The organism is Aeromonas veronii bv. veronii, assembly GCF_000820225.1.
Lineage (GTDB): Bacteria > Pseudomonadota > Gammaproteobacteria > Enterobacterales > Aeromonadaceae > Aeromonas > Aeromonas veronii.
On sequence record NZ_CDDK01000037.1, the window covers coordinates 140,821 to 165,962 of the forward strand.

The 25,142-nt window shown below is 57.8% G+C and carries 24 protein-coding genes and 1 other RNA gene; 14 read left to right on the forward strand and 11 right to left on the reverse strand.

What is annotated here, in order from left to right; all coding sequences use genetic code 11:
• Window positions 1-80 precede the first annotated feature (80 nt).
• Both BN1139_RS15980 and BN1139_RS15985 read left to right on the forward strand, forming a co-directional pair.
• The gene (locus tag BN1139_RS15980; RefSeq protein ID WP_013723621.1) at window positions 81-1,151 is read left to right on the forward strand and encodes a permease; all 1,071 of its coding nucleotides are present in this window, start codon (window positions 81-83) and stop codon (window positions 1,149-1,151) included.
• Window positions 1,152-1,476: 325 nt separating this feature from the next.
• On the forward strand, window positions 1,477-3,030 hold the full coding sequence (locus BN1139_RS15985) for a methyl-accepting chemotaxis protein (RefSeq protein WP_013723620.1): 1,554 nt from the start codon (window positions 1,477-1,479) through the stop codon (window positions 3,028-3,030).
• 91 nt (window positions 3,031-3,121) lie between these two features.
• Here BN1139_RS15985 and gcvP read toward each other — a convergent pair whose 3' ends face one another.
• From gcvP to gcvT, 3 genes are all read right to left on the reverse strand, one after another.
• A complete protein-coding gene (gene gcvP, locus BN1139_RS15990) occupies window positions 3,122-5,998 on the reverse strand; it encodes an aminomethyl-transferring glycine dehydrogenase (protein WP_013723619.1) in 2,877 nt (958 codons plus the stop codon).
• 299 nt (window positions 5,999-6,297) lie between these two features.
• The gene (gcvH, locus tag BN1139_RS15995) at window positions 6,298-6,687 is read right to left on the reverse strand and encodes a glycine cleavage system protein GcvH (protein ID WP_005333898.1); all 390 of its coding nucleotides are present in this window, start codon (window positions 6,685-6,687) and stop codon (window positions 6,298-6,300) included.
• A gap of 84 nt (window positions 6,688-6,771) precedes the next feature.
• Window positions 6,772-7,869: a glycine cleavage system aminomethyltransferase GcvT gene (gene gcvT, locus BN1139_RS16000; protein ID WP_005352980.1), complete on the reverse strand. Its 1,098-nt coding sequence runs from the start codon at window positions 7,867-7,869 to the stop codon at window positions 6,772-6,774.
• Here gcvT and BN1139_RS21470 point away from each other — a divergent pair.
• On the forward strand, window positions 7,846-8,073 hold the full coding sequence (locus BN1139_RS21470) for a hypothetical protein (RefSeq protein WP_041915404.1): 228 nt from the start codon (window positions 7,846-7,848) through the stop codon (window positions 8,071-8,073). The genes gcvT and BN1139_RS21470 overlap by 24 nt on opposite strands.
• A gap of 212 nt (window positions 8,074-8,285) precedes the next feature.
• On the opposite strand, the gene BN1139_RS16005 is transcribed toward BN1139_RS21470, so the two are convergent.
• The 3 genes from BN1139_RS16005 to BN1139_RS16015 all read right to left on the reverse strand — a co-directional run bounded on the left by BN1139_RS16005 (window position 8,286) and on the right by BN1139_RS16015 (window position 11,647).
• Window positions 8,286-9,554 carry an FAD-dependent 2-octaprenylphenol hydroxylase gene (locus tag BN1139_RS16005; protein WP_005352982.1) on the reverse strand — a complete coding sequence of 423 codons (1,269 nt, stop codon included), beginning with the start codon at window positions 9,552-9,554 and terminating at the stop codon, window positions 8,286-8,288.
• Window positions 9,555-9,676: 122 nt separating this feature from the next.
• The gene (gene ubiH / locus BN1139_RS16010; protein ID WP_005352984.1) at window positions 9,677-10,900 is read right to left on the reverse strand and encodes a 2-octaprenyl-6-methoxyphenyl hydroxylase; all 1,224 of its coding nucleotides are present in this window, start codon (window positions 10,898-10,900) and stop codon (window positions 9,677-9,679) included.
• Between the two features lie 177 nt (window positions 10,901-11,077).
• A complete protein-coding gene (locus tag BN1139_RS16015; RefSeq protein WP_005352986.1) occupies window positions 11,078-11,647 on the reverse strand; it encodes a UPF0149 family protein in 570 nt (189 codons plus the stop codon).
• A 173-nt stretch (window positions 11,648-11,820) separates the two neighbouring features.
• On the opposite strand from BN1139_RS16015, the gene zapA reads away from it, so the two are divergent.
• On the forward strand, window positions 11,821-12,153 hold the full coding sequence (gene zapA, locus BN1139_RS16020) for a cell division protein ZapA (protein ID WP_005333910.1): 333 nt from the start codon (window positions 11,821-11,823) through the stop codon (window positions 12,151-12,153).
• 16 nt (window positions 12,154-12,169) lie between these two features.
• Window positions 12,170-12,351, forward strand: a non-coding RNA gene (gene ssrS, locus BN1139_RS21095) — 6S RNA.
• 195 nt (window positions 12,352-12,546) lie between these two features.
• Here ssrS and emrD read toward each other — a convergent pair.
• The 3 genes from emrD to BN1139_RS16035 form a co-directional block, all read right to left on the reverse strand.
• The gene (emrD, locus tag BN1139_RS16025; RefSeq protein WP_005352988.1) at window positions 12,547-13,743 is read right to left on the reverse strand and encodes a multidrug efflux MFS transporter EmrD; all 1,197 of its coding nucleotides are present in this window, start codon (window positions 13,741-13,743) and stop codon (window positions 12,547-12,549) included.
• Window positions 13,744-14,005: 262 nt separating this feature from the next.
• Entirely contained in the window at window positions 14,006-14,668 is a 663-nt protein-coding gene (locus tag BN1139_RS16030) for a glutathione S-transferase family protein (protein WP_005352990.1), read from the reverse strand.
• Between the two features lie 168 nt (window positions 14,669-14,836).
• On the reverse strand, window positions 14,837-15,292 hold the full coding sequence (locus BN1139_RS16035; RefSeq protein ID WP_005352991.1) for a hypothetical protein: 456 nt from the start codon (window positions 15,290-15,292) through the stop codon (window positions 14,837-14,839).
• A gap of 199 nt (window positions 15,293-15,491) precedes the next feature.
• Between BN1139_RS16035 and suhB the strand changes: the two genes are divergently transcribed.
• Window positions 15,492-16,295, forward strand: a complete 804-nt coding sequence (gene suhB, locus BN1139_RS16040) for an inositol-1-monophosphatase (RefSeq protein ID WP_005352992.1) — start codon at window positions 15,492-15,494, stop codon at window positions 16,293-16,295.
• 416 nt (window positions 16,296-16,711) lie between these two features.
• Here the strand turns inward: suhB and BN1139_RS16045 are convergent, their stop codons facing one another.
• Both BN1139_RS16045 and BN1139_RS21475 read right to left on the reverse strand, forming a co-directional pair.
• Window positions 16,712-18,343 carry a methyl-accepting chemotaxis protein gene (locus tag BN1139_RS16045; RefSeq protein ID WP_005352993.1) on the reverse strand — a complete coding sequence of 544 codons (1,632 nt, stop codon included), beginning with the start codon at window positions 18,341-18,343 and terminating at the stop codon, window positions 16,712-16,714.
• Between the two features lie 157 nt (window positions 18,344-18,500).
• The gene (locus BN1139_RS21475; protein ID WP_155396134.1) at window positions 18,501-18,668 is read right to left on the reverse strand and encodes a hypothetical protein; all 168 of its coding nucleotides are present in this window, start codon (window positions 18,666-18,668) and stop codon (window positions 18,501-18,503) included.
• A gap of 14 nt (window positions 18,669-18,682) precedes the next feature.
• On the opposite strand from BN1139_RS21475, the gene BN1139_RS16050 reads away from it, so the two are divergent.
• From BN1139_RS16050 to BN1139_RS16075, 8 genes are all read left to right on the forward strand, one after another.
• Window positions 18,683-19,615, forward strand: a complete 933-nt coding sequence (locus BN1139_RS16050) for a ZIP family metal transporter (protein ID WP_005352994.1) — start codon at window positions 18,683-18,685, stop codon at window positions 19,613-19,615.
• 168 nt (window positions 19,616-19,783) lie between these two features.
• Window positions 19,784-20,476 carry a 5'-methylthioadenosine/S-adenosylhomocysteine nucleosidase gene (gene mtnN / locus BN1139_RS16055; RefSeq protein WP_005352995.1) on the forward strand — a complete coding sequence of 231 codons (693 nt, stop codon included), beginning with the start codon at window positions 19,784-19,786 and terminating at the stop codon, window positions 20,474-20,476.
• Window positions 20,473-21,435 carry a cobalamin biosynthesis protein CobD/CbiB gene (locus BN1139_RS16060; protein ID WP_005352997.1) on the forward strand — a complete coding sequence of 321 codons (963 nt, stop codon included), beginning with the start codon at window positions 20,473-20,475 and terminating at the stop codon, window positions 21,433-21,435. Before mtnN ends, BN1139_RS16060 begins: the two co-directional genes overlap by 4 nt.
• Window positions 21,428-22,249 (forward strand): cobalamin-binding protein, encoded by an 822-nt coding sequence (locus BN1139_RS16065; protein ID WP_005352999.1) that lies wholly within the window; start codon window positions 21,428-21,430, stop codon window positions 22,247-22,249. The genes BN1139_RS16060 and BN1139_RS16065 overlap by 8 nt, the downstream gene beginning before the upstream one ends.
• A 121-nt stretch (window positions 22,250-22,370) precedes the next feature.
• On the forward strand, window positions 22,371-23,561 hold the full coding sequence (fliB, locus tag BN1139_RS21100) for a flagellin lysine-N-methylase (RefSeq protein WP_005353000.1): 1,191 nt from the start codon (window positions 22,371-22,373) through the stop codon (window positions 23,559-23,561).
• Window positions 23,562-23,786: 225 nt separating this feature from the next.
• Window positions 23,787-24,098 carry a Rossmann-fold NAD(P)-binding domain-containing protein gene (locus BN1139_RS21880; protein ID WP_237700568.1) on the forward strand — a complete coding sequence of 104 codons (312 nt, stop codon included), beginning with the start codon at window positions 23,787-23,789 and terminating at the stop codon, window positions 24,096-24,098.
• Window positions 24,088-24,273, forward strand: coding sequence for a polysaccharide biosynthesis protein (locus tag BN1139_RS21885; RefSeq protein ID WP_005353004.1), 186 nt, complete (start codon window positions 24,088-24,090; stop codon window positions 24,271-24,273). Before BN1139_RS21880 ends, BN1139_RS21885 begins: the two co-directional genes overlap by 11 nt.
• Window positions 24,274-24,366: 93 nt before the next feature.
• The coding region (locus BN1139_RS16075; RefSeq protein ID WP_041980720.1) for an IS5 family transposase at window positions 24,367-25,142 on the forward strand (776 nt) is incomplete at its 3' end.

A 25,142-nucleotide genomic window follows, 5' to 3' on the forward strand; every position in this document is an offset into this window, starting at 1 on the left:
TTCGATAATACCAGAAATATCTTGACCGAACATTCATTTCGATTATTTTGGAAATATAGAAACCAAGTGAGGATACGACAATGAATGAGTGGTTAACCATGCTGACCGATGCAGCCCAGATGTTCCTGTTTCTGGCTGTCGAGCTGTCGGTGCTGTTTCTGGTCATTAGCGCCGGGGTCAGCCTGATCCGTCAGAAGATCCCCGACGAGAAGATCCAGCGGATGCTGGGAGCGAGACATGGCAAGGGCTATCTGCTCTCGGCCCTGCTCGGTGCTGTCACCCCGTTTTGCAGCTGCTCCACCATCCCCATGCTGAGAGGGCTGCTCTCGGCCAAGGCTGGCTTTGGCCCCACCCTCACCTTCCTGTTTATTTCGCCACTGCTGAACCCCATCATCGTCGGCTTGATGTGGGCCACCTTTGGCTGGAAAGTGACCCTGCTCTACGCCGTGATCGCCGCCAGCGTCTCCGTCATGGCGAGCATGTTGCTCGACAGATTGGGATTCGAGCGCCATGTCATCGACCCCAAAGAGGCCACCCCCTCTTGCGGTAGCAACTGTGGCCCGGCGACCCGCGCCACAACTCAAACAAATTGCAGTGACAACCAACGCAGTGCCATTCGCGCAATCAAACCCCTCAACGGGGCAGCATGCTGCCCGGCTCCGCAACCAGAGATGGCAGAACAGGCCACCCTCCCCTGCTGCGGCTATGGCACGGCTGCCCTGACCAGAGCGCCACAGCTCCCCACCGCCTGGGTCAAAGCTCGCATCGATGCCTGGCAGCAGTTCAAAGCGGTATTGCCCTTCCTGCTGCTGGGGGTGCTTATCGGCTCATTTATCTACGGCTTTATTCCGGCCGAGTGGATCGCCGCCCATGCCGGCGCCGACAACCCGCTGGCCATTCCATTCAGCGCTATCGTCGGGATCCCGCTCTACATCCGCGCCGAGGCCGTGATCCCGCTGGCGTCGGTGCTGCTGGGCAAAGGGATGGGGATGGGCGCCGTCATGGCGCTGATCATCGGCAGTGCCGGTGCCAGCCTGACCGAGGTGATCCTGCTCAAATCGATGTTCAGAACCCCGATGATTGCGGCCTTCCTTACCGTGATACTCGGCATGGCGATCCTGATGGGCTACCTGACGCAACTGCTGTTTTAAGTCGCCCATCTTTAAACAGACAGAGTTTTAAGCCAGCCGAGTGTGAAACCATCCGGCACCTCATAGACAAAACGCCGATCAACTGATCGGCGTTTGTCTATTCCGTACGGCAATCAATTTGAGACCGCCAAAGGATGAGGGGTTTGCTGCTCTCCGGGCCATGTGACTTGGCCTGCCACCCCTCGCCAAACCATGGTGTAAAAATGTGAGACCCATCCCGTCCCCACGCAGTAGCACAAGAGTTAATGTGCAACAACACAATAAATGAACATCCTCTGCCATACTCAAACGAAGTATTCCGTTACGCCGAAACCGGAGCCTGATCATGGTAACCAGCTCGCTTCACACCACAGATACCGAGGTTGAATTTGCCGACGATATCCAGTTGGTATCGACGACCGACCTCAAAGGGGACATCACCTACGCCAATCCGGCGTTTTGTCAGGTGGCAGGCTATCGCTTGGAAGAGATGTTGGGGCAGCATCACAATCTGGTGCGCCACCCCGACATGCCCAAGGCAGCGTTTGCCGATCTCTGGGCCCACCTGCAGGCAGGCAAACCATGGCGAGGCATGGTAAAAAATCGCTGCAAAGATGGTCGCTATTATTGGGTTGATGCCTATGTCACCCCGATCTATGAAGATGGCAAGATGGTCGGTTACCAATCCGTCCGCTGCCGTCCCGCCGCAGAGCACAAAGCGCGTGCCAGCAAGATGTACAAAACCCTTAAAGCCCGTGAAACCGGCTCTGCCATTCACATGGGCCTGCGTCAACTCACACCGGCCATGATGACCATACCTCTGCTGCTCGTCAGCGTGATCAGCGCGCTCTGGCTGCTCTCACCGCTGCAGGCGCTCTGGGTCATCATTCCTCTCTTGGCAGCCATCTGGTTCAATCGCCACCCTCTCTTCCTCACACCGCGATTCTTGCAGCAGCTCGAGCAGGATTACGACAGCATCAGCCGCCTTATCTTCTCGGGGGATGCCCCCCACAGCATTGCCGATTTCCATATCAAGCTCGGGCAAGCGAAGATCCGTACCGTACTCGGCCGGGTGGATGACACCACCGCGTCGCTCAATGCCATGGCCAATGACCTGCGCGGCTCCGCCTCGCTGGCCAGCCAGGATATCTCTTCGCAAGACACGCAGATCCAGCAGATTGCCACCGCCGTCACCCAGATGGCTTCGGCCGCCGAGGAGATCAACCGCAATATTCAAGACAGCAACAGCCAGATTGAAGAAGCCCGTAGCCACTGCATCACCACCAGCACCCAGCTTTCGGAAGCAGGAGAAGAGATGTCGGCGCTTGCTACTCAAGCGGAGCAAGCCTTTCAGTCAGCCGTCGAACTGGCGAGCGAATCCGAGCGGATCGGCACCATCATGAGCGAAATTCGCGGCATTGCAGATCAAACCAACCTGCTGGCGCTTAATGCCTCCATCGAAGCCGCACGGGCAGGCGATCAGGGGCGCGGCTTTGCAGTGGTGGCGGACGAGGTTCGCAGCCTGTCGACCAGAACCCACAAGGCGACAGAGCAGATCCAGAACAGCATTGGCCATATCCAGCAAACCCTGGGGGGATGGAAAGAGATGATGCATCTCAATGTGACCAGAACCAACGCCTGCCTCGCCACCACCCGGGCAAGTACCGGCAACCTGAATCAGGTTGTGATCGAGATAGACAAGGTCTCTGATTTTTCAAACCAGATCACCGCCGCTGCCACCGAGCAACAAGCGGTCATCGAGGAGATCAGTCGTAATATCAACCAGATATCCTCGCTCTCTCACGATAACAGTCTCAAAATCGATCAGGTGAGTGAAACCAGTGCCAACTTGCAGAGCAAAGCGAGCCAACTCAAGGACTTAAGCCGGACATTCGGATAGCAACATGCAGATAAAGTCCATGTAAACGAAGGGCCACCCGTCTGGGTGGCCCTGTTGTTTATAAGGCTTAACTGTTGCACCTAAACGCCACTTACTTGGCGTAATCCTCAGTCGGGATACAGGAGCAGAACAGGTTGCGATCGCCGTAGACGTCGTCGATGCGGTTCACAGAGGGCCACAACTTGGCGGCGCGCACGGCGTCGGACGGGAACACCGCCTCGGCGCGGCTGTAACCACGGGACCACTCTGCATCCATCACGTCATCCTGGGTGTGCGGCGCATGGACCAGCGGGTTGTCGGCGAGGCTCCACTGCCCCTCCTGCACCTTGGCAATCTCGGCGCGGATGGAAGTCATCGCCTCGACGAAGCGATCCAGCTCGCGCTTGGATTCAGACTCGGTCGGCTCGACCATCAGGGTGCCCGCTACCGGGAAGCTCATGGTAGGCGCGTGGAAGCCGTAGTCCATCAGCCGCTTGGCCACGTCCATCTCGCTGATGCCGGAAGCCTCCTTGAGCGGACGGATATCCAGAATGCACTCGTGAGCTACCCGACCATTGCGCCCGGAATAGAGCACCGGGAAGGAGTCACCCAGCTTCTTGGCCAGATAGTTGGCGTTGAGGATGGCCACCTGAGTGGATCTCTTCAGCCCCTCGTCACCCAGCATGGCGATATACATCCAGCTGATGGGCAGGATGCTGGCTGAGCCAAACGGTGCCGCCGACACGGCGCCGTTGTCACGGCTCTCCTTGTCGGTCTTGACCACGGCGTGACCGGCTACGAACGGTGCCAGATGTTTCTTCACGCCGATGGGGCCCATGCCCGGGCCGCCACCGCCGTGAGGAATGGCGAAGGTCTTGTGCAGGTTGAGGTGAGAGACGTCCGCCCCGATAAAGCCCGGCGCCGTCAAACCGACTTGCGCGTTCATGTTGGCGCCGTCCAGATAGACCTGACCACCGTGCTGGTGAACGATGTCGCACACCTCCTTGATGGTCTCCTCATACACCCCGTGGGTAGAGGGGTAGGTCACCATCAGACAGGAGAGTTGATCCCCCGCCTCGGCCGCCTTGGCGCGCAGATCATCGAGATCCACGTTGCCGGACTTGTCACAGGCAGTGACGATTACCTTGAGCCCCGCCATCTGGGCAGAAGCCGGGTTGGTCCCGTGGGCAGAAGCCGGAATGAGACAGATGTCGCGATGCCCCTCGCCGCGGGATTCGTGGTACTTCTTGATGGCGAGCAGACCTGCGTACTCACCCTGCGCCCCGGAGTTGGGCTGCATGCAGACCGCATCGTAACCGGTCACCTTCACCAGCCAGTTTTCGAGGTCGGCCAGCAGCAGCTGATAGCCTTTGGCCTGCGCCAGCGGGGCAAACGGGTGCAGTTTGCCGAACTCGGGCCAGGTCACAGGGATCATCTCGGCGGTGGCGTTGAGCTTCATGGTGCAGGAGCCCAAGGAGATCATGGCGTAGTTGAGCGCCAGATCCTTGGCTTCGAGACGGTGGATATAACGCAGCATCTCGGTTTCGGAGTGGTACTTGTTGAACACCTCGTGGGTCAACACGGCGTCGGTGCGCAGCAGATCCTGCGGAATGGCGTGATGGGCCTGGGCCGCCTTGTCGAGTGCCTCGATATCAAGCCCGTGACCTTGACCGAGGAAGAGATCGAACAGCTCGGCCACATCAGCGCGGGTGGTGGTTTCAGAGAGGGACACCCCTACCGCGCCATCCAGATCGGCGCGCAGGTTGATGCCCAGCCCCTCGGCTTTGGCAATCAGCGCCGCCTTGTCAGCAGTTTGCACGGTCAGGGTATCGAACCAGCTGGCATGCTTGAGGGCCACACCCTTGGCCTTGAGGCCAAGCGCCAGAATGGTAGTGAGACGGTGCACGCGGGAGGCGATGGTTTTCAGCCCTACCGGGCCGTGGTAGACGGCATAGAAGCTCGCCATGTTGGCCAGCAACACCTGAGCGGTACAGATGTTGGAGTTGGCTTTCTCGCGGCGGATATGCTGCTCGCGAGTCTGCATCGCCATACGCAGCGCGGCCTTGCCGCGGGCATCCTTGGAGACACCGATGATGCGGCCCGGCATGGAGCGCTTGTAGGCATCGCGGGTGGCGAAGAAGGCGGCATGGGGACCACCGTAACCCATGGGCACGCCAAAGCGCTGGGCGGAGCCCAACACCACGTCGGCGCCCAGCTCGCCCGGGGATTTGAGCAGCAGCAGAGAGAGCAGATCGGCGCTGACGCAGGCCAGCCCCTTCTGGGCCTGTACGGCGGCGATGAGGGCTCGCAGATCTTTCACCTCACCTGTGGTGGTGGGGTACTGGAACAGGGCACCAAACACCTCTTCGCTCACCGCATCACTCGCGGCGCCAACCGCCACGTCAAAACCAAAGTGAACCGCGCGCTCCTTGACCACGTCGATCACCTGCGGGTGCACGTCATCGGCCACGAAGAAGAGGTTGGATTTGGACTTGGCCATCCGCTTGGCCAGCGCCATCGCCTCGGCGGCGGCGGTCGCTTCATCCAGCAGGGAGGCACTGGCCAGATCCATGCCGGTCAGATCCAGCGTCAGCTGCTGGAAGTTGAGCAGGGCTTCGAGACGGCCCTGCGCCAGCTCGGGCTGGTAGGGGGTGTAGGCGGTATACCAGCCCGGGTTTTCCAGCACGTTGCGCAAAATGACGTGGGGCACATGGGTATCGTGATAACCCATGCCGATATAGCTCTTGGCGATCTTGTTCTGGGCGGCATAGCCCCTGAGCTTGGCCAGCGCCTCAACCTCGGTCATGCCGGCACCGATGCCGAGTGGGCCCGGCAGGCGAATGGCGGCGGGCACGGTCTGGGCAATCAGATCGTCCAGACTCTCGGCCCCGACGGTCGCCAGCAGCTGGCGCAGCTCTTCCTCGCCCGGGCCGATATGGCGGCGGACAAAATCGTGTTTTTGTTCGAGTTCAAACAGTGACTGGGTCATTTCCCTATTTCCTGATAAATAAGTCCTGGCATGACATCCTGATAACCAAGACCTGATGTTCCTGATCGTCGGCTGATACCGACTCCACTCATGTTCTGGATCCCGCAGACAGGGTGCGGCACCGGATGCTGCGGCAGCATCGAGAGGGGATCGCCTTGTTGCGAACCGGCCCGTTTGCCCCCTAGGCTCCCAGGCTGGCAAACGGCAGGCGCGGGCGACTTCACCCTTCCACCGGCCGGTGCTTGCCCGGCTGGCGGTCATACAAAGGGGCCCTGCTGTATTGGCAGGGCCCGGGGGCATTACTCTTCGTCCACCACGTTCTGGTAGCCTTCGGCATCCAGCAGGTTGGCCAACTCGCTCTCGTCATCGAGCTTGATGCGGAACAGCCAGCCAGCGCTGTAGGGGTCGGAGTTGACCAGCTCGGGGCTCCCTTCCAGCTCTTCGTTGACGGCGATGATCTCGCCGCTCACCGGGCTGTAGATGTCGGAGGCCGCCTTGACCGACTCGGCCACGGCGCAGTCGTCACCGGCACTGACCTGCTTGCCCACTTCCGGCAGCTCGACAAACACCATGTCACCCAGCAGCTCCTGGGCGTGCTCGGTGATACCGACCACGGCCTCGCCGTTGGCTTCAACACGGATCCACTCGTGGGAAGTGGCATATTTCAGTTCGCTCGGGATATGGCTCATTTGTGCTTCCTTTGATCTTTGAGTCGCGTTTAAAAACGAATATGAAAAGGGATGGGGGAGGCACAGCCCTCCCCCAAAACGGTATTAAACCAGCTTCTGGCCGTTACGGACGAAAGCGGGCTTGGTGACCTTCACGGTGACCAGCTTCTTGCGGATCTCCACCTCGGCCAATTCACCGATATCGCGGGGCACCCGCGCCAGGGCAATACTGTAGCCCAGGGTGGGGGAGAAAGAGCCGGAGGTGATCACACCTTCCCGCTTCTCACCGTTTGCCGCGGTGAAGGTAACGGGCATACCGGCACGCAGCACCCCTTTCTCTTCCATCACCAGACCCACCAGCTTGGGCTGATTGCCCGCCGCTTTCTGTGCTTCCAGCACGTCGCGGCCGATGAAGTTGCGATCGCTCGGCTCCCAGGCGATGGTCCAGGCCATGTTGGCGGCGAGCGGAGAGATTGACTCGTCCATATCCTGACCATAGAGGTTCATGCCCGCTTCGAGGCGCAGGGTATCGCGAGCACCGAGACCACACGGGGCCACGCCGTTATCCAGCAGCGCTTGCCACAGCTCGCAGGCTTTCTCTTGCGGCACCACGATTTCATAACCATCTTCGCCGGTGTAGCCGGTAGTGGCGATAAAGAGATCGCCAGCCTGCACGCCGAAGAAGGGTTTCATCCCCACCACGGCGGTACGCTGAGCGGCGCTCAGCACAGCAGCAGCCTTGACCTTGGCGTTGGGGCCCTGCACCGCGATCATCGCAAGCTCGGGACGCTCGGTCACTGTGATATCGAAATCGATGGCGTGATGGCGGATCCAGGCCAGATCCTTCTCGCGGGTAGCGGAGTTGACCACCAGTCGGTAAAACGTATCGCCAAGATAATAGGTGATGAGGTCATCGATCACGCCGCCTTCCGGATTGAGCATGCCGCTGTAGAGGGCCTTGCCGGGGGCAGTGAGTTTGGCCACGTCGTTGGCCAGCAGGTGTTGCAGAAAGGCTTTGACCCGTTCGCCGGTCAAATCGACGATGGTCATGTGGGAGACATCGAACATACCGGCATCGCTGCGCACCGCGTGGTGCTCTTCCAGCTGGGAGCCATAGTTGATGGGCATTTCCCAACCGTGGAAGTCCACCATCTTGGCGCCGGCTTCCAGGTGTTTGGGATGCAGTACAGTAGTCTGGATCATCGCATTCTTTCCTTAGCAAAAAGCCTTTTCGCTTTGGCGACCACCCTTGCGACCCGCGCCACCGCTCTGACTGCACTGCGTGCAACAAAAAGCGACCGGATCCAAAAGTGTGTGCTCGCTCCTGCCCTTGCCAGGCAAGAGGGATTCCTTGAACGGAGCGGATTATATGACAAGCAGGCGAGCGTGCCGCTCAAAAAAAACTAATCCCCTCCCGTAAAACTGACTCCAGACACTAAGATAAATGCAGTGATAAAAACAGCCATAAGCCGACTCAGGCGAGATTAAATTTTGATTTTTACCGTTTCGTCACAATTTGCAGAAAAACGTTTCGCTCCAGAGCAAAATTAAAGGCTGACACCCAAAACGGGTCATCAGCCTTGTCGGATTACTTTTGTTGTCAAAAAACGCGAGTAATATTAGTTTTTTTCACCCTTTGCCTGCATGGCACTGCCCTTGGTCGCAGCAACAGCCCAGTCAGGACGGGCCAATGCGGGCAACTCTCCCTCCAGCCCCATGGCGGCGCGGATCACCCCCTCCTTGAAGGGCGTCAGCAGATTGGCCGCCCGCAATCCCACGCCCCGCACCAGCTTCTTGAGCGGGTTGGCCCCGCTGAACAGCCGCTTGAGCCCTTCCATCGCCGCCAGCATGCGAGCCGCCTCGCTCTTGCGCCAGCGCTCGTAGCTGCGCAGGTTGGCGAGCAGGCCGATATCCTCGCCCGCGGCATGATTTTGCAAGATCTGCTCCGCCAGCGCAGCAGCATCCAGCAGGCCAAGGTTGACCCCCTGCCCCGCCAGCGGGTGGATGGTGTGGGCGGCATCTCCCACCAGCACCAGCCGCTCGCGAGCAAAGTCGCGGGCATAGCGGGCGGTAAGAGGAATCGCGCTGCGCGGCCCCTCCACCTTGCACAGACCGAGCCGGGCATCGAAGGCGGCGGTAAGCTGGCGATTGAACTGCTCGTCATCGCAGGTGCAGAGCGCCTCGGCGCGGGCCGCAGGCAGCGACCAGACGATGGAACAGAGGTTCTCTTGCCACAGCGGCAAAAAGGCGAGCGGGCCATCCGGGGTGAAGATCTGGCGAGCAACAGCTTCATGGGGTTCGGCGCAGCGCACCGTCGCCACCAGCGCGTGGTGACCGTAATCCCAGCTGGTGAGCGGGATATCAGCCTGACGGCGCACCCAGGAGTGGGCGCCATCGGCAGCCACCACCAGTTTGGCCGAGATGGCCTGACCATCTTCAAGGAGCAGCAGGGCGCCCGCCGGGCCGCTCTGCAGGCTCTTGGCTCTGGCGGGGGTCAGCAACTGGATATTGCTGGCACCTTCAATCGCCTCAAGCAGCGCCAGCTGGATCACCCGATTCTCGACGATGTGGCCGAGGTTGGCCTGACGCAGGCTGGCGGCATCGAAGTCGATATGGCCAAAACTGTCCTGCTCCCACACCGCCATCTTCTCGTAGGCCTGCAGGCGGCGCGCTTCAATGCCGTCCCAGGCGCCAACATGGCGCAGGATCTGCTGGCTGGCCAGACTCAGGGCGCTGACCCGGTTATCGGCCACCTCCCCCAGCTGCGGATCGGGCAGTTGCCCCTCCACCACCAGCACCTTGAGGGCGCTATGTTTCAAGGCCGCAGCGAGCCCCAGCCCCACCATGCCGCCACCGACAATCACCACATCCACATTTTGCATCTGCATCATCTCATCCTTTCAGGGCTGACCGGCTTGCCAGCGAGGGGACGCCCGCAGGCATCACCTCTTTATTCAATAGGTTTTGATCAACGAATGGCGGTCAACAGGTTCCACTCAACAAGTGCTGGCTAGTTGCCGCACACATCAGCGACAAAGCCCAGGGTGCGCGAGGCAAGCGGCGCCTTGAGGCACGGGAATCGCCCCATCAGGGTGAGCGCCAGATTGCGCCCCGCCACCAGCGGATCGTGACCATTGGAGAAGAGCTGGGCCAGCGAAGAGGTGAGCCAGACGGTCTGCTCCTGATCGCGCTTGCGCTGCTGCCAGTAGCCACTCAGTACCTTGAAGCTGCCGATATCCTCCCCCTCTGCCAACGCCTTGGCTACGGCGCCGGTAAGCAGGTCGAGATCCCGCATCCCGAGGTTGAAGCCCTGTCCGGCAATCGGGTGCAGGGCGTGGGCGGCATTACCGACCAGCACGGTGCGCTGGGCCAGCGGGTAGTCACAGGCGGTCAGAATGAGCGGATAGACGTGACGCACGCCGCATCGCTCGAAGCGGCCGAGCCGCCAGCCAAAGGCCTGCTGCAAGCGGGCAAGAAACGCCGCCTCATCGAGGGCCATCAGCTCATCCACCTCATGCTGCCCGACGCTCCACACCAGCGAGGAGAGCCCCTCCTGCATCGGCAGCAGGGCCAGCGGCCCCCCTTCGGTAAAACGCTCGAAGGCGCGTCCCTCAGGGTCTTGCGCCGTTTTGACCGTGGCGATGATGGCGTGCTGCTCAAAGTCGTGGCGGGTCACCGGCAACTTGAAGTGCTGACGCACAAAGGAGTTGCCGCCGTCTGCCGCCACCAGCAGGCGGGTCTCAATCTGTTCACCGCTCTCGAGGGTGAGGGTCACCTTCTCCTCATCGGGCACAATCTCGCTCACCCGAGCCGGACAGCAGACCCGGATATTGGGAGAAGCCGCCATCGCCCGTTGCAGCTCATAACCGGCAGCTGCAAGCTCGATCACCTGGCCCAGCGCGGGCAGACCGTATTCGGCAGCCGACAGGCGAGCCTGACCGAAGTGGCCCCGATCCGAGACATGAATCTGGGTAATGGTGGCGCAATGGGGGGCAAACAGCGGCCAGAGTCCGCGTCGCAACAGCGCATCACAGGTACCGGCCGAGAGCGCAATGGCGCGGGCGTCGAACCCTGAATGGGTGTGCTGTTCGGGGACGCTTGCCTCCAGCAGCAGGATCTCGAGGGGGGAGCCATCGGATCGAAGCAGGGCTGCCAGCGAGAGGGCCAGCACGGCGCCGCTCATGCCACCGCCGACCAGGGTGACATCGACCTGTCGCACATCAGATTGAGACATAAGCAGAGAGGAAGAAGTGAAAAAGGTGGCCTCATGCTATCACAAAGCCGCTGGCCGAATGCGAGGTCACCGGCAAAAAACCGGTTATGCCTCACAGGGTTAGCCACCACAAGGGAATAAAAAAGAGCGCCATCAGGCGCTCTTGCAGATTCAGTAAGGGTCTCGTTGACCCGCACCTCAATGAAGGGTCGGCGGCGCGCTCGGGGTATCGGGGCGCTTGCCAAACTCTTCGAAGGCCATCATGACCCCCAGTTTGACGTGTTCGTAGAGCACCAGGAAAGAGGCTTCGTTCTTGTCATCTTCCTGATCGAACTCGGCGGAGACCTGAGTGATGCTGGCGATATCCTGGATCATCTCCTGCAGCTCTTCCGACGCGCGCGACAACTCCTGCTGCACCACGCCGAAACCGGCCAGAAATGCCTGTGACCAGTCCACCAGCGAATCGATTCGCTCGTCGAGGGGAGCATCATCACTTGGCAGCAGCAGCTCGACGCCCTTCTGGGCCATCAGGCTCTCGACCACATTGTGATAAAGATCGGTCATCACCTGGCGCACCGGGGCCGGCAGGCCGAAACCGTCGTTCACCAGATCGTTGAAATGGGGCAGCCAACTCTTGTCGTCCAGTGCCACACCGCCGCACACCAGACCGCACATCACACCATGGGCCTCTACTGCGCTGGCCATCAGCTCATGTTGTTCCATGATGTCGGCCACTGCCGCATATTTAAGGGGGTTCGTTTTGCTCATCGAGGATCCGCTCAAAGTTCAGTCAAATTTGCAGAATTAATGGTCAGGATCCTAGCATTCTCCCTCTTGCAGAGCCAGCAAGGCCTTGAAACTTATGCATCTGCGCTATATAGTCCCGCCCAGTTGTCCACGTGGATAAAGGCGGAAATCAGCTCCGCCGTATTGAGGAAGGCATGAGCACAGAGGCCGTAGAAATCGTCATTTTGGGACGTCCCTACAAGGTATCCTGTCCCTTGGGACAGCAGGATGCCCTGCGCCAGGCCGCCGAGCAGCTGACCGACAAGTTGATCGACCTGCGTCAACGCTCCAAAGTCTCCAGCAACGAGCAATTGGCTATCATGGCGGCGCTCAATTTCTGTCATGAGCTCTGCCTTGAAAAAGAGAAGAACCACCAATACTCTGAGACCATGGACAAGCGGATCAAGATGCTGCAACGCACCATCGAAGCGGCCCTGATCGAGCACGGACAATATGGTGATTCCAGCGAAGAGGGGCAACAGCCCTAATCGCAAACCGTTTTAAAATTCCCTGGGATGTTTGTCAGCCGGTTCAAGTCCCCGAGCCGATATTCATACCAAACAGGGGATCTGCCTTCTGGCTATTGCGCATGCTCGGCACGACCGAGAAGCCTGCGGTCAGATCCGATCCCCGCCTTGAACCGACGGTTCAAGGGCCCAAACCGGCAACGGCATCTCGGGGTACCAACAGCAAAAGCCCGTCACCAGCATGACGGGCTTTTTCTTTGCCTGATGATCAACGAACTGTCCCGTCCTGAATATGGTTTACACCTTTCCCCCCAATAAATGGAGAACCCGATGGGACAAGGTGTGAAACGGACACTGCCATAACGACAAAGCCCGCCAAACAGGCGGGCTTTGTTTTGCAACTGGCAAGCAAATTTAGATGGCCATCTGCTCGTGCGGCGAGCCGTGGTGGCGCAGCCAGACAAAACTCAGCGCCACGATCAGCACCATCAGGGTCATGATGGCCCCCAGCGTCACCTGACCGGTCATCGGGAAACCGGCCGCCAGCAGGGTCACCACGCCCGCCCCCAGATTCTGCATCCCGCCGAGAATGGCACCCGCGGTGCCGGCCTGCCCCGGGAAGGGCTCGATGGCACAGGAGGTTGCGGTCGGGTAGAGAATGCCGCTACCGATGAAGTAGACGGCCGCACCACCAACCAGCGAGGCGGCACTCACCACCCCGAACAGCCCCGGTACCAGAATGATGAGAGAGCCAAGCGCCAGAAAGGCGATGCCAAGACGCATCAGTTTGCCCTGAGTCAAACGGAAGCTCAGCTTGGCAGAGAGCCAGGCACCGAACAGATAGCCGGGCAGCGGCAACACGAACAGCACGCTCACGGTACGGGCGCTCAGCTTCAGCACATCGCCCAGCAGCACACCGGCCGCCGCTTCAAATACCGCCAATCCCGCAAAGGTCGCCATCAGGCAGAGCAGGTTGCCCTGAAACTTGGGGTTGCCCAGCACATGGCGATAGGCAGCACCGACGCGCAGCGGCTGACGGGCTGCAACAGGCAGAGTCTCACCAAACCAAGCCATGATCGCCAGAGTGGCTAGGGCACCAAAACCGAACAGGAACCAGTAACCGGCGCGCCAGTTGAACAGCTCGGTCAACCAGCCACCCAACACCGGCGCCAGCAGCGGGGAGAAGATCACCCCCATGCTCACCAGACTGTTAGCGCGGTTGAGCTCGGCGCCGTTGTAGCGATCGCGCATCACGGTACGGCTCATGGCGCCACCGGCACCGGTACCCAGCCCCTGAATAAAGCTACCCACCAGCAGGGCGGCAAAATGGGGGATGACCTGAATGATCAGGGTGCCCACCAGAAACACCATCATGCCGACGATCAGCACCGGGCGACGGCCAATACGATCCGACAACGGCCCATAGACAAACTGGGAGAGGCCATAGGGGATCAGGTAACAGGCCATCACCGCCTGCAACTGGCCCGAGGCCACATTGAAGTCCCCCGCCATCATGGGAATGGAGGGAACATAAAGGGTCTGGGTCATCTGGCCCACAGCGACCATCAGAATGGTCAGTAAAAACAACGGATAAAAACTGTGCCGATCCATATCAGTCCCAAAAAATCGAAAAAATGCTGCCGCCCCTCTGGCACAAAATGTCCCAGAGGAATCTGATCACAGAGGCTGTGATGCAATCAAAAACAGTGTTGGAAACAGTAGGCGGGGAGCCCGCCAAGCCACCGCACAGGACGCTTGGTGGTATGAGGGCATCATAGTGATTCAGCTCACAAAAAACGAACGAATCTTTATAATCGGCTTGCCTTAGTTTTTCTAATATTACGGGGCAGCACGCCCCGTCGGCAGTTAAAAATCAACGTGTTACCATCTGTTGTGCCTGCTTGATCAGCTCATCCGGCTGCTCCTTGCGCGGCGGTATGGTGATCCCCTTCTGGCAGGCCGGCTTCTCGGCCATCCGCACCATCCAGGCTTGCAGATGGGGCAATCCCTCGATGGAGATACCGCTCCAGTCATAAATACGCACCCAGGGCCAGGTGGCAATGTCGGCGATGCTGTACTCGTCCGCCAGATATTCGTGATGGGCCAGATGGCTGTCGAGCACCTCGAACAGGCGGCGCCCCTCCTTCTGGTAGCGTTCGATGGCGGCGGGGATCTTCTCGGGGAAATAGCGGTAGAAGACGTTGGCCTGCCCCATCATGGGTCCTACCCCGCCCATCTGGAACATCAGCCACTGGATGGCCTGAGAGCGGCGTTTGGGATCAGCGGGTAGCAACTTGCCTGCTTTCTCCGCCAGATAGATGAGGATGGCCCCCGACTCGAATACGGCGAAATCGTCGTTATCCAGATCGACGATAGCCGGAATACGGCCATTTGGGTTGATGGCGAGAAACTCGGGCTTCTTCTGATCCAGCGCCGAAAGATCGAGAGGAATGACCCGATAGGGCAAACCCAGCTCTTCGAGGGCGATCGCCACTTTGAAACCATTGGGGGTCGCGGCGGTGTAAAAGTCGATCATGATTCACTCCTTGTTGGTCATAGCCAGATTGCACGGTTGGAACAGGGTGCAACACCATAGCCGCCTCATCTTGCAACAAGTGACCGGCTCCAGACCATTAAAAAGCGGCGCACCGTAGGCCAAACAAGGCCACGGTACGCCGCTAGTGCGCTCTGGCGATGGTAGATATTAGTTGATCACGGCAACCGGCTTGCGCTGGCGCAGCATGATCAGGCGGGAAAGCAGCGGGAAGTAGGACTCCAGCTTGCGCAACAGCACCCGGCTGCAGGCAGGCTCGGCCAGCTCCGACTCATCCAGCACGATGCCGTTTGAGACAAAATAGAAACGGGGGTCACGCACATCCGGCCCGCAGACCGTCAGCTCCTTGTCTCCCTTGCGGATCAACAGCGGCAAGACCGGCAAACCGATCGTCTCATCCTCTCCCCGGGCAAATCCGGCATCCTGCCAGGGCGCATCGCCGTCGATCAGCAGGATCGCCGCCTCCGTCTTGGCCGGTTGCCACTGGGCCAGGGGGGTCACGGTGATGTGGGCAAAGTGATCACCATACTCGGGTGATGACCGCAAGATGGCCAACAGTCCCTCGCTGGCCGCTGACACGTTCTGACTCACTAATGACAAATTCATGGTTCACATCCCTATGCTCATGACAGCCTGTATCCGGCTGCTGGGATAAGACTAGCGCAGATCTGGTCTATATTGGAGCCGTCAAATCTGGCAGTGGTAATCAATTGGTCGTAGGGGGATAACAGTTGCCATCGCACAAAATACTGGTATCATACCGCGTCCTTTTATCCCCCGTTCTTTAACATCCAGTGGTGAACCTATGCATCCGATGCTGAATATCGCCGTGCGCGCTGCGCGCAACGCCGGTCAAGTTGTAGTAAAAGCCTTCTCCCAGCCTGAGAACATTGAGGCTATCCAAAAAGGCAGCAATGACTTCGTGACCAACGTTGACCGTGAAGCCGAAGCGGCCATCATTCACACCATCAAAAAATCTTACCCTGAGCACAGCATTGTTGCTGAAGAGTCTGGTGAGATTGCCGGTACCAATCCGGACTACCAATGGATCATTGACCCACTGGATGGCACGACCAACCTTGTCAAAGGCATTCCGCACTTTGCCGTTTCCATCGCCCTGCGCGTGAAAGGCAAAACCGAACAAGCCGTTGTTTACGATCCCATCCGTGACGAGCTGTTTACTGCTACCCGTGGTAGCGGCGCCCAGCTGAACGGCTACCGTATCCGTGTCGGCAAAGCCAAAGAGCTGGCTGGCACCGTACTGGCTACCGGTTTCCCCTACAAACAAAAGCACCACATCGAGTCCTACCTGAAGATGTTCCAGAGCATGTTCATCGAATGTGCCGACATCCGTCGCTCCGGCTCTGCCGCACTGGATCTGGCCTATGTGGCTGCCGGTCGCGTAGACGGTTTCTGGGAAATCGGCCTGAAACCCTGGGACACCGCTGCCGGTGAACTGCTGGCCAAAGAAGCTGGTGCCATCGTCACCGACTTCGTAGGTGGTCACAACTACGAAAACTCCGGCAACATCGTGGTTGCCAACCCGCGCGTCCTGAAAGAGATGCTGGGCAAGATCCGTGAAGAGCTGCCGGAGTCTCTGGCCAAATAAGCCAGCTCCCCATCCCCAGCATTCACCAAGATAAAAAAACCGGCGCAAGCCGGTTTTTTTATTGCTGCGATATACCCTGTTCGGGCATTCCAACCAACTGCTTATGCTCTTCTTCCCCGTAGCGCACACCCCAACCGCTCGCCCCGTTCCCCATCCCCAAAACCGTTCGTCGCCCTTCTCTCGTTAGCAAATACGCCTTAACCAACCTTCTTGAATATCACCGCGCACAGGCCGGGATAATCATCTGCCCCCGGTTTGTTGCTCTGACCTTCATCCCCTTGCGAAGAACCCCAACCATCTGGCCTCGTACCCATCGCCAGATACAAAAACACCCGGCACATGGCCGGGTGTCGTGAGGGCATGTAAAGCGCCCCGACTTTTATGAATGAAGAAGTCGGCGTACGCCAGCCCCTTTATCAGGCAAGGCGGAAGCGACCGATGGTCTGCTTCAGACCCACCGCCAGCTGGCTCAGCTCCAGACAGGCGCGGGCAGTATGATCGGCGCCCAGAGCCACCTCGTTGGCGGACTCGTTGATCCGCTCGACGTTGCGGCCCAGCTCGTCAGAGACCGCATCCTGCTCGCCGCAGGCGCTGGCAATCTGGATCGCCATATCGGCGATCTGCGCCACCGCCTCTTCAATCTGCTGGATACCGGTGCCGGTCTGCTCGCTTTGGGTGACGCACTGTCGGATCATGTCACAGCTCAGCCCGGTCACCTCTTTCGCCTGATTGGCGCGAGACTGCAGGGTTTCGATGATGGCGACGATCTCGCCGGTAGAGGCCTGGGTGCGGCCCGCCAGAGTGCGCACCTCATCGGCAACCACCGCAAAACCTCGGCCCTGTTCACCAGCACGAGCAGCCTCGATGGCGGCATTGAGAGCCAGCAGATTGGTCTGATCGGCAATGCTGCGAATGACATCGACCACTACGTTGATCTGGGCGGATTCACGCTCCAGTTCGGCCACCAGCGTGCCAGCCTGCTCAATCTCTTCAGCCACACGGGTGATCGCCACCAGCGAACGCTGCACATCCTGGTTGCCTTTGCGGGCCAAGGTATTAGCTGCACTGGCAGACTCAGAGGTATGCTCTGTATTGCCCGCCACATCAGCAACGGTCGCCTTCATCTGGGTCATGGCCGTCGCCACCAGCGAAATCTCTTGCTGCTGGCTCTGAATACCCTTGGCAGACTGTTCGGAAACCGCACTCACTTCGTCAATCGCTGCACCCAGCTGGGTAACCGCAGCCACTACCTCTTCAATCAGACCACGCAGGTTGTCCTGCATCTTGAGGGAAGCTTTGGCCAGCATGCCCAGCTCGTCGCGACCGATATGCTGACGCTCCAGCTGATGAGTCAGATCGCCGGCAGCAATGGCGTTGGCCTGAGCCACTACGGCTTGCAGCGGCAGGCAGATCTGGCGGGTCAGGAACCAGCTCATCACCACCATGAACACCAGCAGAGCACCAATGCTCACCATGGCGAAGGTGGTCACCATGCTGACGCTGCCAAGCAAGCTGCTGCGGTTTTCCTTCACAAAACCGAGGTTCACATCGATCAGAGCATTAACTGCCCGCTCCAAAGAACCAAAAGCAGCATTCGAGGCAAATAACTGTGCCTTGGCTTGCTCTTGTTGTCCTTGTACCAGCAGTTGATCAAACTCGTTCACTGCACGTTGGTAACTGAGCCACTGTTGTTTGGCCTGATTAAACACCTGACGCTCATGATCAGCACCGACGGTCGCCTCATAGGCGTGAAATGCGTTGTCTACTTTCTGGATATTCTGCTGGATCCGGCTGCGGCGAGCTTGCAGATCAGCGGCATCCTTCACCATCAGCAAGGCGAACTGGGCACGACGGACATAGGAGACATCATAGAGCAGGGTTTCAACCGACAGGACACTCGGCAGCGTAGAGTCGGTAAAGTTCAGCACCCGATCACGCACACCGCGCAATTCGCTGGAGAGAAAAACACCGAAGACAACGTTGACTGCGGCAATGACCGCAAAAACCACGGCAATCTTTTTGCCGATGGAGAGATTCTTGTAAAACATAGTGGTGGGTTATCCTCTACTGCTGACAGGCGAATGGAGTGTGGCGATCACGTCCCTATGAGCAAATCCCCAGACCTTCCTGACGGGAAAGAATGCAGAACACCGGGAAGATAGGGTTCCGCAAAGGCGCGCACTCTAGCACAAAGCGACCACACCCTCACTTTTCTTTAAAAATTAAAAGCAACTTAACAAAACCAACAATCCGAGCCGGATCACAAAAATATTCATATTCACCTGACGCCATTTTCTCGATAGTGGCAATCGCCTTGCAGGCATGGACAAGGGGCGGCCAAGTGGATGTAATGCCATTATCCGCTTTGCTCACCTTGAGGCCATGCCATGGACCATCTCTCAGCTCTTCCCCCGTTATCCTGGTCACAGCAACTGCGCAGCCAGATACAAAGCCGCCCGCTCACCGCCATAGGCCTCTTTATCGCACTGGCTGCCGTCTTGTTGCTGCTGTTGCAGAGTCTCATCATGCTCGCTACCGGCGAGGTGACCAGCGGCGTGCACTATGGCCTGATCGGTGGTGCCGCCGGGTTTGCCGCCACCGCCATCGGCGCCCTGCCCGCCCTGTTTCTGCGCTCGGTGCCGCAAAAGGTAGAGGACACCATGCTGGGCTTTGCCGCCGGCATGATGCTGGCGGCCAGTGCCTTCTCCCTACTGTTGCCGGGGCTGGAGGCCGCCAAGGGGATCACCGGCAACGGCTTTAGCGCCGCAGCTGTGGTGGTGGTCGGCATGACCCTCGGGGTGCTGTTGATGCTGGGACTGGATCAGTTCACCCCGCACGAACATGACAAAACCGGCCCCTGCGGCCCCGGCCACGAGAGCTGCTCCCGGGTCTGGCTGTTCGTCTTTGCCATCGCCCTGCACAACCTGCCGGAGGGGATGGCCATCGGGGTCAGCTTCTCGCAGGGGGATATGTCGGTGGGGCTGCCGCTCACCACCGCCATCGCACTGCAGGATATTCCAGAAGGACTGGCGGTGGCGCTGGCCATGTGCGCCGCCGGTTTTCGCCCCTCGGTGGCTGTGCTGGTTGCCATCGCCAGCGGCCTGCTCGAACCGGTTGGAGCCCTGCTCGGGGTGGGACTCTCCAGCGGCCTTGCCATCGCCTACCCCATCGGACTTGGGCTCGCCGCCGGCGCCATGCTGTTTGTGGTCTCGCACGAGGTGATCCCTGAGACTCACCGCAACGGTCATCAGACCTATGCCACCCTTGGCCTGATGGCAGGCTTTGCCCTGATGATGACCCTCGATACCGCGCTCGGCTAAAGGCCCTCGCCCCGCCTCATCAATGCTTTTTGTCACCTGCGGCGCTTCCATGTGGAGCGCCGCGTTTCATCTCTCCTTTCGCTTGTGCCTCTCGGCGCCGACGACATCTTTTGTTATGATCTACAGCAACTTAAATTCAGCCACACGGCTATCAAGACGAGGTCAGCAATGGAAGTAGGTATTATCGGCGCCATGGAGCAAGAAGTAGCCCTGCTGCGCAGCCAGATGAGCAACCCCACCACCCTGCAACTGGGCGGCTGCGAGTTCTATCAAGGGATGCTGGCAGGCAAAGAGGTGATCCTGACCCGCTCCGGTATCGGTAAGGTTGCCGCCAGCGTGGCCACCAGCCTGCTGCTGGAAAAATTTGCCCCCGACTGCGTCATCAATACCGGCTCTGCGGGCGGCTTTGCCCAGGACCTGCACATCGGTGATGTGGTGATCGCCAGCGAGATGCGTTTCCACGATGTCGACGTGACCGCCTTTGGTTACGAGATAGGCCAGATGGCGCAGCAACCCGCCGCCTTTCCCTGCGACGAGAAGCTCATCGCGGTCGCTCAGGATTGCATCGCCGAGCAGGGCAAGCACCAGACCAAGGTTGGCCTTATCTGTACCGGCGATCAGTTCATGTGCAAACCGGACGCCATCGCCAAGGCTCGCGCCGACTTCCCGCAGATGCTGGCGGTCGAGATGGAAGGTGCCGCGATCGGTCAGGTGTGCCACATGTTCAAGGTGCCCTATCTGGTGGTACGCGCCATGTCCGATATCGCTGGCAAGGAACAGGTTGAATCCTTCGATGCCTTCATCGAAGTGGCCGGCAAGCACTCCGCCGAAGTGATTATCAAGATGCTCGGCAAGCTGTGATCGAGAACGGCTCGTTTGATTTGATGGCCGACGCCCTTCTCTCGACGACGGCGGCCATTCTGGTGGGGGCTGCCCTGCTGGAGGCGGTGATCCCGTGGCCATCCCATCTGCGTCTTTCGGCCGTCACGCCCCTGCTGACCCGGCTGGGGCACAAGGTACACAGACCCGATGGTTCACCCGGCCAGCAAATGCAGGCCGGCCTGCTGGCGATGCTGGTAGTCTGGCTCCCCTGCGCCGCCGGGCTCTGGTCGCTGCGCAATCTGGCCCTGAGCGAGCCGATCTTCGACCTGCTGTTTCTGCTGTTGATGCTCGAATCCCGTCCACTGCGCGAACTCGCCCATGCCACCCGCTCGCTCGCCACCCAGGAGACCCTGCCGCTGGCAAGATTGCAGTCTGCCCCCTGGCTCAAACGCGAAACCGGTAAACTCTCTGCCATGGGGCTCGCCAAAGCGGTGACGGAGAGCTGCGCCCTGCGTCTGGTCGGCCAATGGGCTGGCCCGCTGCTGGGATTTGCTCTGGCTGGCGTACAGGGCGCCCTGCTCTGGCGGCTGGTGCAGCTGATGAATCAGAGCTGGAGTCGCAAAGATCCCGCCTTCGACCACTTTGGTCGCGCCGCCAGCGCGCTCTATCAGGGGCTCAATGCCTCCGTCATTTTGCTGCTGGGGCTGCCACTGCTGGCAAGCCGTCTCAAACAGGCCGCACAGCTGCTGCGAAGTGGCGCGCTCTGGCCCTATCCCGCCATGGGGATGCTGCTCACTCTGCTGGTAGACAAGTGCCGGATCCGTCTTGGTGGCCCTCGCTACTATCAGGGGGCTCTCCAGCGCTGGCCAGTCATCGGCACGGGTGCTGAACCAGATAGCGAGATCCCGCGCAAGGTGCTCAACATTCTGCAAGGGTGCAGCTGGGGCTGGTTGATACTGGCGCTGCTTGTCACTGTGGCGGGGTTATTTCATGGTTAGATGGTTGCGCTTGGCTGTCTGGCTGCCCTGCGTGCTGGTTGCCTGGTTGCCCGGTGTCCTACAGGCCGCCACGCCAACCCGGGTGGTGAGTGTTGTTCCTCACCTGACCGAATTGCTCTACGAGATTGGCGCCGGCGACAAGCTGGTTGCCATCGACGATGCCTCAGACTATCCCCCCGAGGTCAAAACCAAGCCCAAGGTAGCGAATTATCGCAGCATCAACGTCGAGGCAGTGCTGGCGCAAAAGCCGGATCTCATCCTCGGCTGGCGCTCGGCTCAATCACGGATGCTGGCCCCACTGGCACAGATCGGGATCCCGGTTTTCTACTCTGAGCCTACCGATTTTGCCTCGCTAGCCACCGAGATGCGGGCTCTCGGCAAATTGCTGGGAGTGGAAAAGAGTGCCAACGAAGCCGCCGATCGCTATCTGGCACGCCTGCATTCCCTGCAACAGCGCTATGGCCAACCAACCGGCGTCAAGGTGTTCTACCAGCTCTGGTACCCGCCGCTCACCAGCGTGAGCGGCAACGCCTGGCCGGCTCAGGCCATCGAACTCTGCGGCGGGATCAACATCATGGCGAATGCCAAGACCCCTTACCCTCAAGTGGACATGGAACAGGTGATCAGAGCCAACCCATCGCTGATCCTGGCAGGGAGTCAAGATCCTGACGCCCTGCGTCACTGGCTGAAGTGGCCTAATCTCGACGCGGTGCAGCATCAGCGACTCGATTTGATCAACTCGGATGAGCTGCACCGGTTTACCTCCAGAACCTTGAACGCTGTAGAATCGATGTGTCGTATGATCCATTACTGACGCAACATCAGGTACCACTGTTTCACAGTAACAGCCATAGGAAAAACAGACTCCATATTCATCATGGTACTAAACTTGCTAAGTTACAGTGGGTAACCTTAGCTCAAAATGGACTTATAAAATGATAAAATCCCCCCCTGCTCATCAATTTGTTCCGGTTTTTGTTAAAAATTTCCAGTGTATTGGCGATAAGTGTGAAGACACTTGTTGTAGAGGGTGGAATATAAGTATTGATAAAAAAACCTATCGCTCCTATTCAAGTCATCCAGACTTATGGCTTCGTACAGAAACGATGAAGCATATTCAGAAAGTGAAGAAAGATGATCATAACTGGGGTCAAATTATCTTAAATGAGGAAGGATATTGCCCGTTTCTATCTGATGGCTGGTGCCAAATTCATAAGGAGGCAGGCGTCGATGCGTTAAGCAATACCTGCCGTAGCTATCCACGGGTTGAAACCCGTTTTGGCGATAATCTGAAATTGAGCCTGACACTATCCTGTCCAGAAGTATGCCGTCAAGTGTTGCTAAATCCTGATGCCATGGTCATGGAGGCTCAACCGTTCAAGGGATTCTACAAGACACAATTGATATCCGAGCAAGTAGAAAACAACCACCTTTTGTCAATCGAAATTATTTTGACACAAGGAATAAGTATTGAAGAAAAATTGTGGATCATTGGGTTAATGTTACACCGTAGCGAAGACAGCCTATCAAATCAGCAATTTCTAGCACAAATAAATAGTTTGATAAACAATGGTGAATTGCACAATGCATTCTTGCAAATCCCTTACCTAGATAAACTACAATGGTGGGCCTTGCACCAATTAACGCAATTGCAATCACTAAGTAGCCAGAGAAAAAACCGTCGAGGTAGAGTAATTATTAATTACTGTTTGCAGAAAATAACAGAATTATTTTCTGATGATGGTGATATTACACCTCTTGCGAAAATACATGATGTTTGGCATCAAAAGGTTGAGCCTTTTTTGAATGCTCATCCACACATAATGCAAAACTATCTTGTTTACTATGTCTACCACCACAATTTTCCATTTGATCCTGATATTACGCCCCAACAATGCTATCAATTGTTGATTGCGGATTATTTTTTATTACGTAGTTATCTCTGTTTGATAGCAATGGCAAATCCACTTACGTTACAAGATGTCACAGATTTATTTTATAGTTATCACTGTATCAGAATGCATAACAAAGAATTTGAAAAAGCGATAGCTATAGGTCTAAGTCAGCATGGCTGTAATAACGATATATCTCTTTATGCATTACTTAATACATCTCCCCCAAAATGATGGAGAACAATAAAGAAAACACTGATGCTAGCGCAGACAGGAACGGACTACGCATTTACTCAGGAGGTCAAATGATATCTTCTCTTGCACTACTAGGTCGCTCAACATCGATTTTTTGAGTAAGACGTTACCAGATGTCAACATATCTTAAATGATGTTGTTGCCAATTCACGATTCTTAATACTCGGTAGTGCAGGTTCTATTGGCCAAGCAGTAACAAAGGAAATTTTCAAAAGAAATCCACGCAAATTGCATGTTGTTGATATCAGCGAGAATAACATGGTCGAGCTGGTGCGGGATATTCGCAGCTCGTTTGGTTATATCGATGGTGATTTCCAGACTTTCGCCCTGGATATTGGCTCTATTGAATATGACGCTTTTATCAAAGCCGACGGCGTCTATGACTACGAGCTCAATCTTTCTGCGCTCAAGCATGTACGCAGCGAAAAAGACCCCTTCACGTTGATGCGTATGATTGACGTCAATGTGTTCAACACGGATAAAACCATCCAGCATATCCATCGATATGGGGGTTAAAAAGTATTTCTGTGTCTCGACTGACAAAGCAGCCAATCCGGTCAACATGATGGGGGCTTCCAAGCGCATTATGGAGATGTTCCTTATGCGTCACAGTGAACAGATTGCCATTTCAACCGCGCGCTTTGCCAACGTGACCTTCTCCGATGGGTCCTTGCTGCATGGCTTCAACTAGCGTGTGGCGTTGTTTCCCAAATCAGAGTGACCTGAATTGAACTTATGGTGGAGACGGCGATCTGATCACCAAATCCCTCTTCAAATCAGCATCATGGGCAAGTCGCTTCACGCCATATCCAACTGGTCACAGTACAACCGTTCCCTGGTCAAACGCGATTCGCTAACGTTCTGGGTTGATGAGAATGTCGTTTATAACTGGTTCCATCAAGAACATCATGGCCGACGGGGACGAAGCGCCCTCTACACCGACCAGACTATCTGTACCTTTCTCATGCTCAAGGGCATTTTCAACCTCTCCCTGCGGGCGACACAGGGCCTGCTCGACTCGCTGTTTAAGCTGATGAATGTGCCGTTGTGTGCCCCCGACTACAGCTGTGTCAGCAAGCGCGCCAGTACCGTGAAGGTGGCATACCGCCAGCCACCCAAGAGCAAGGTTACCGATTTGGTTATCGATTCCACCGGCTTGAAAGTGTTTGGCGAGGGTGAATGGAAGGTCAGAAAGCATGGCCATGACAAGCGCCAGGTCTGGCGCAAATTGCATCTGGCGGTAGACCCGGCGACCTACGACATCGTGGCAGCCGAGGCTTCGTTGGAAAATGTTCATGATGCCGAGGTGTTGCCGACCCTGTTCAATCCGCTACGCCGAGCCCTTGGGACCGTGTATGCCGATGGCGCATATGACACCAAGACCTGCCATGAACTGATAAAGCGCAAAGGAGCCAAGGCTTGTATTCCGCCGCGCAAGAATGCCGGTTTATGGGAAGAGGGGCATCCACGTAATGAAGCGGTTCTGGTGATGCGCAAGGAGGGACTGACTCACTGGAAGCAGCAGTCCGGGTATCATCGCCGCTCACTGGCCGAGACGGC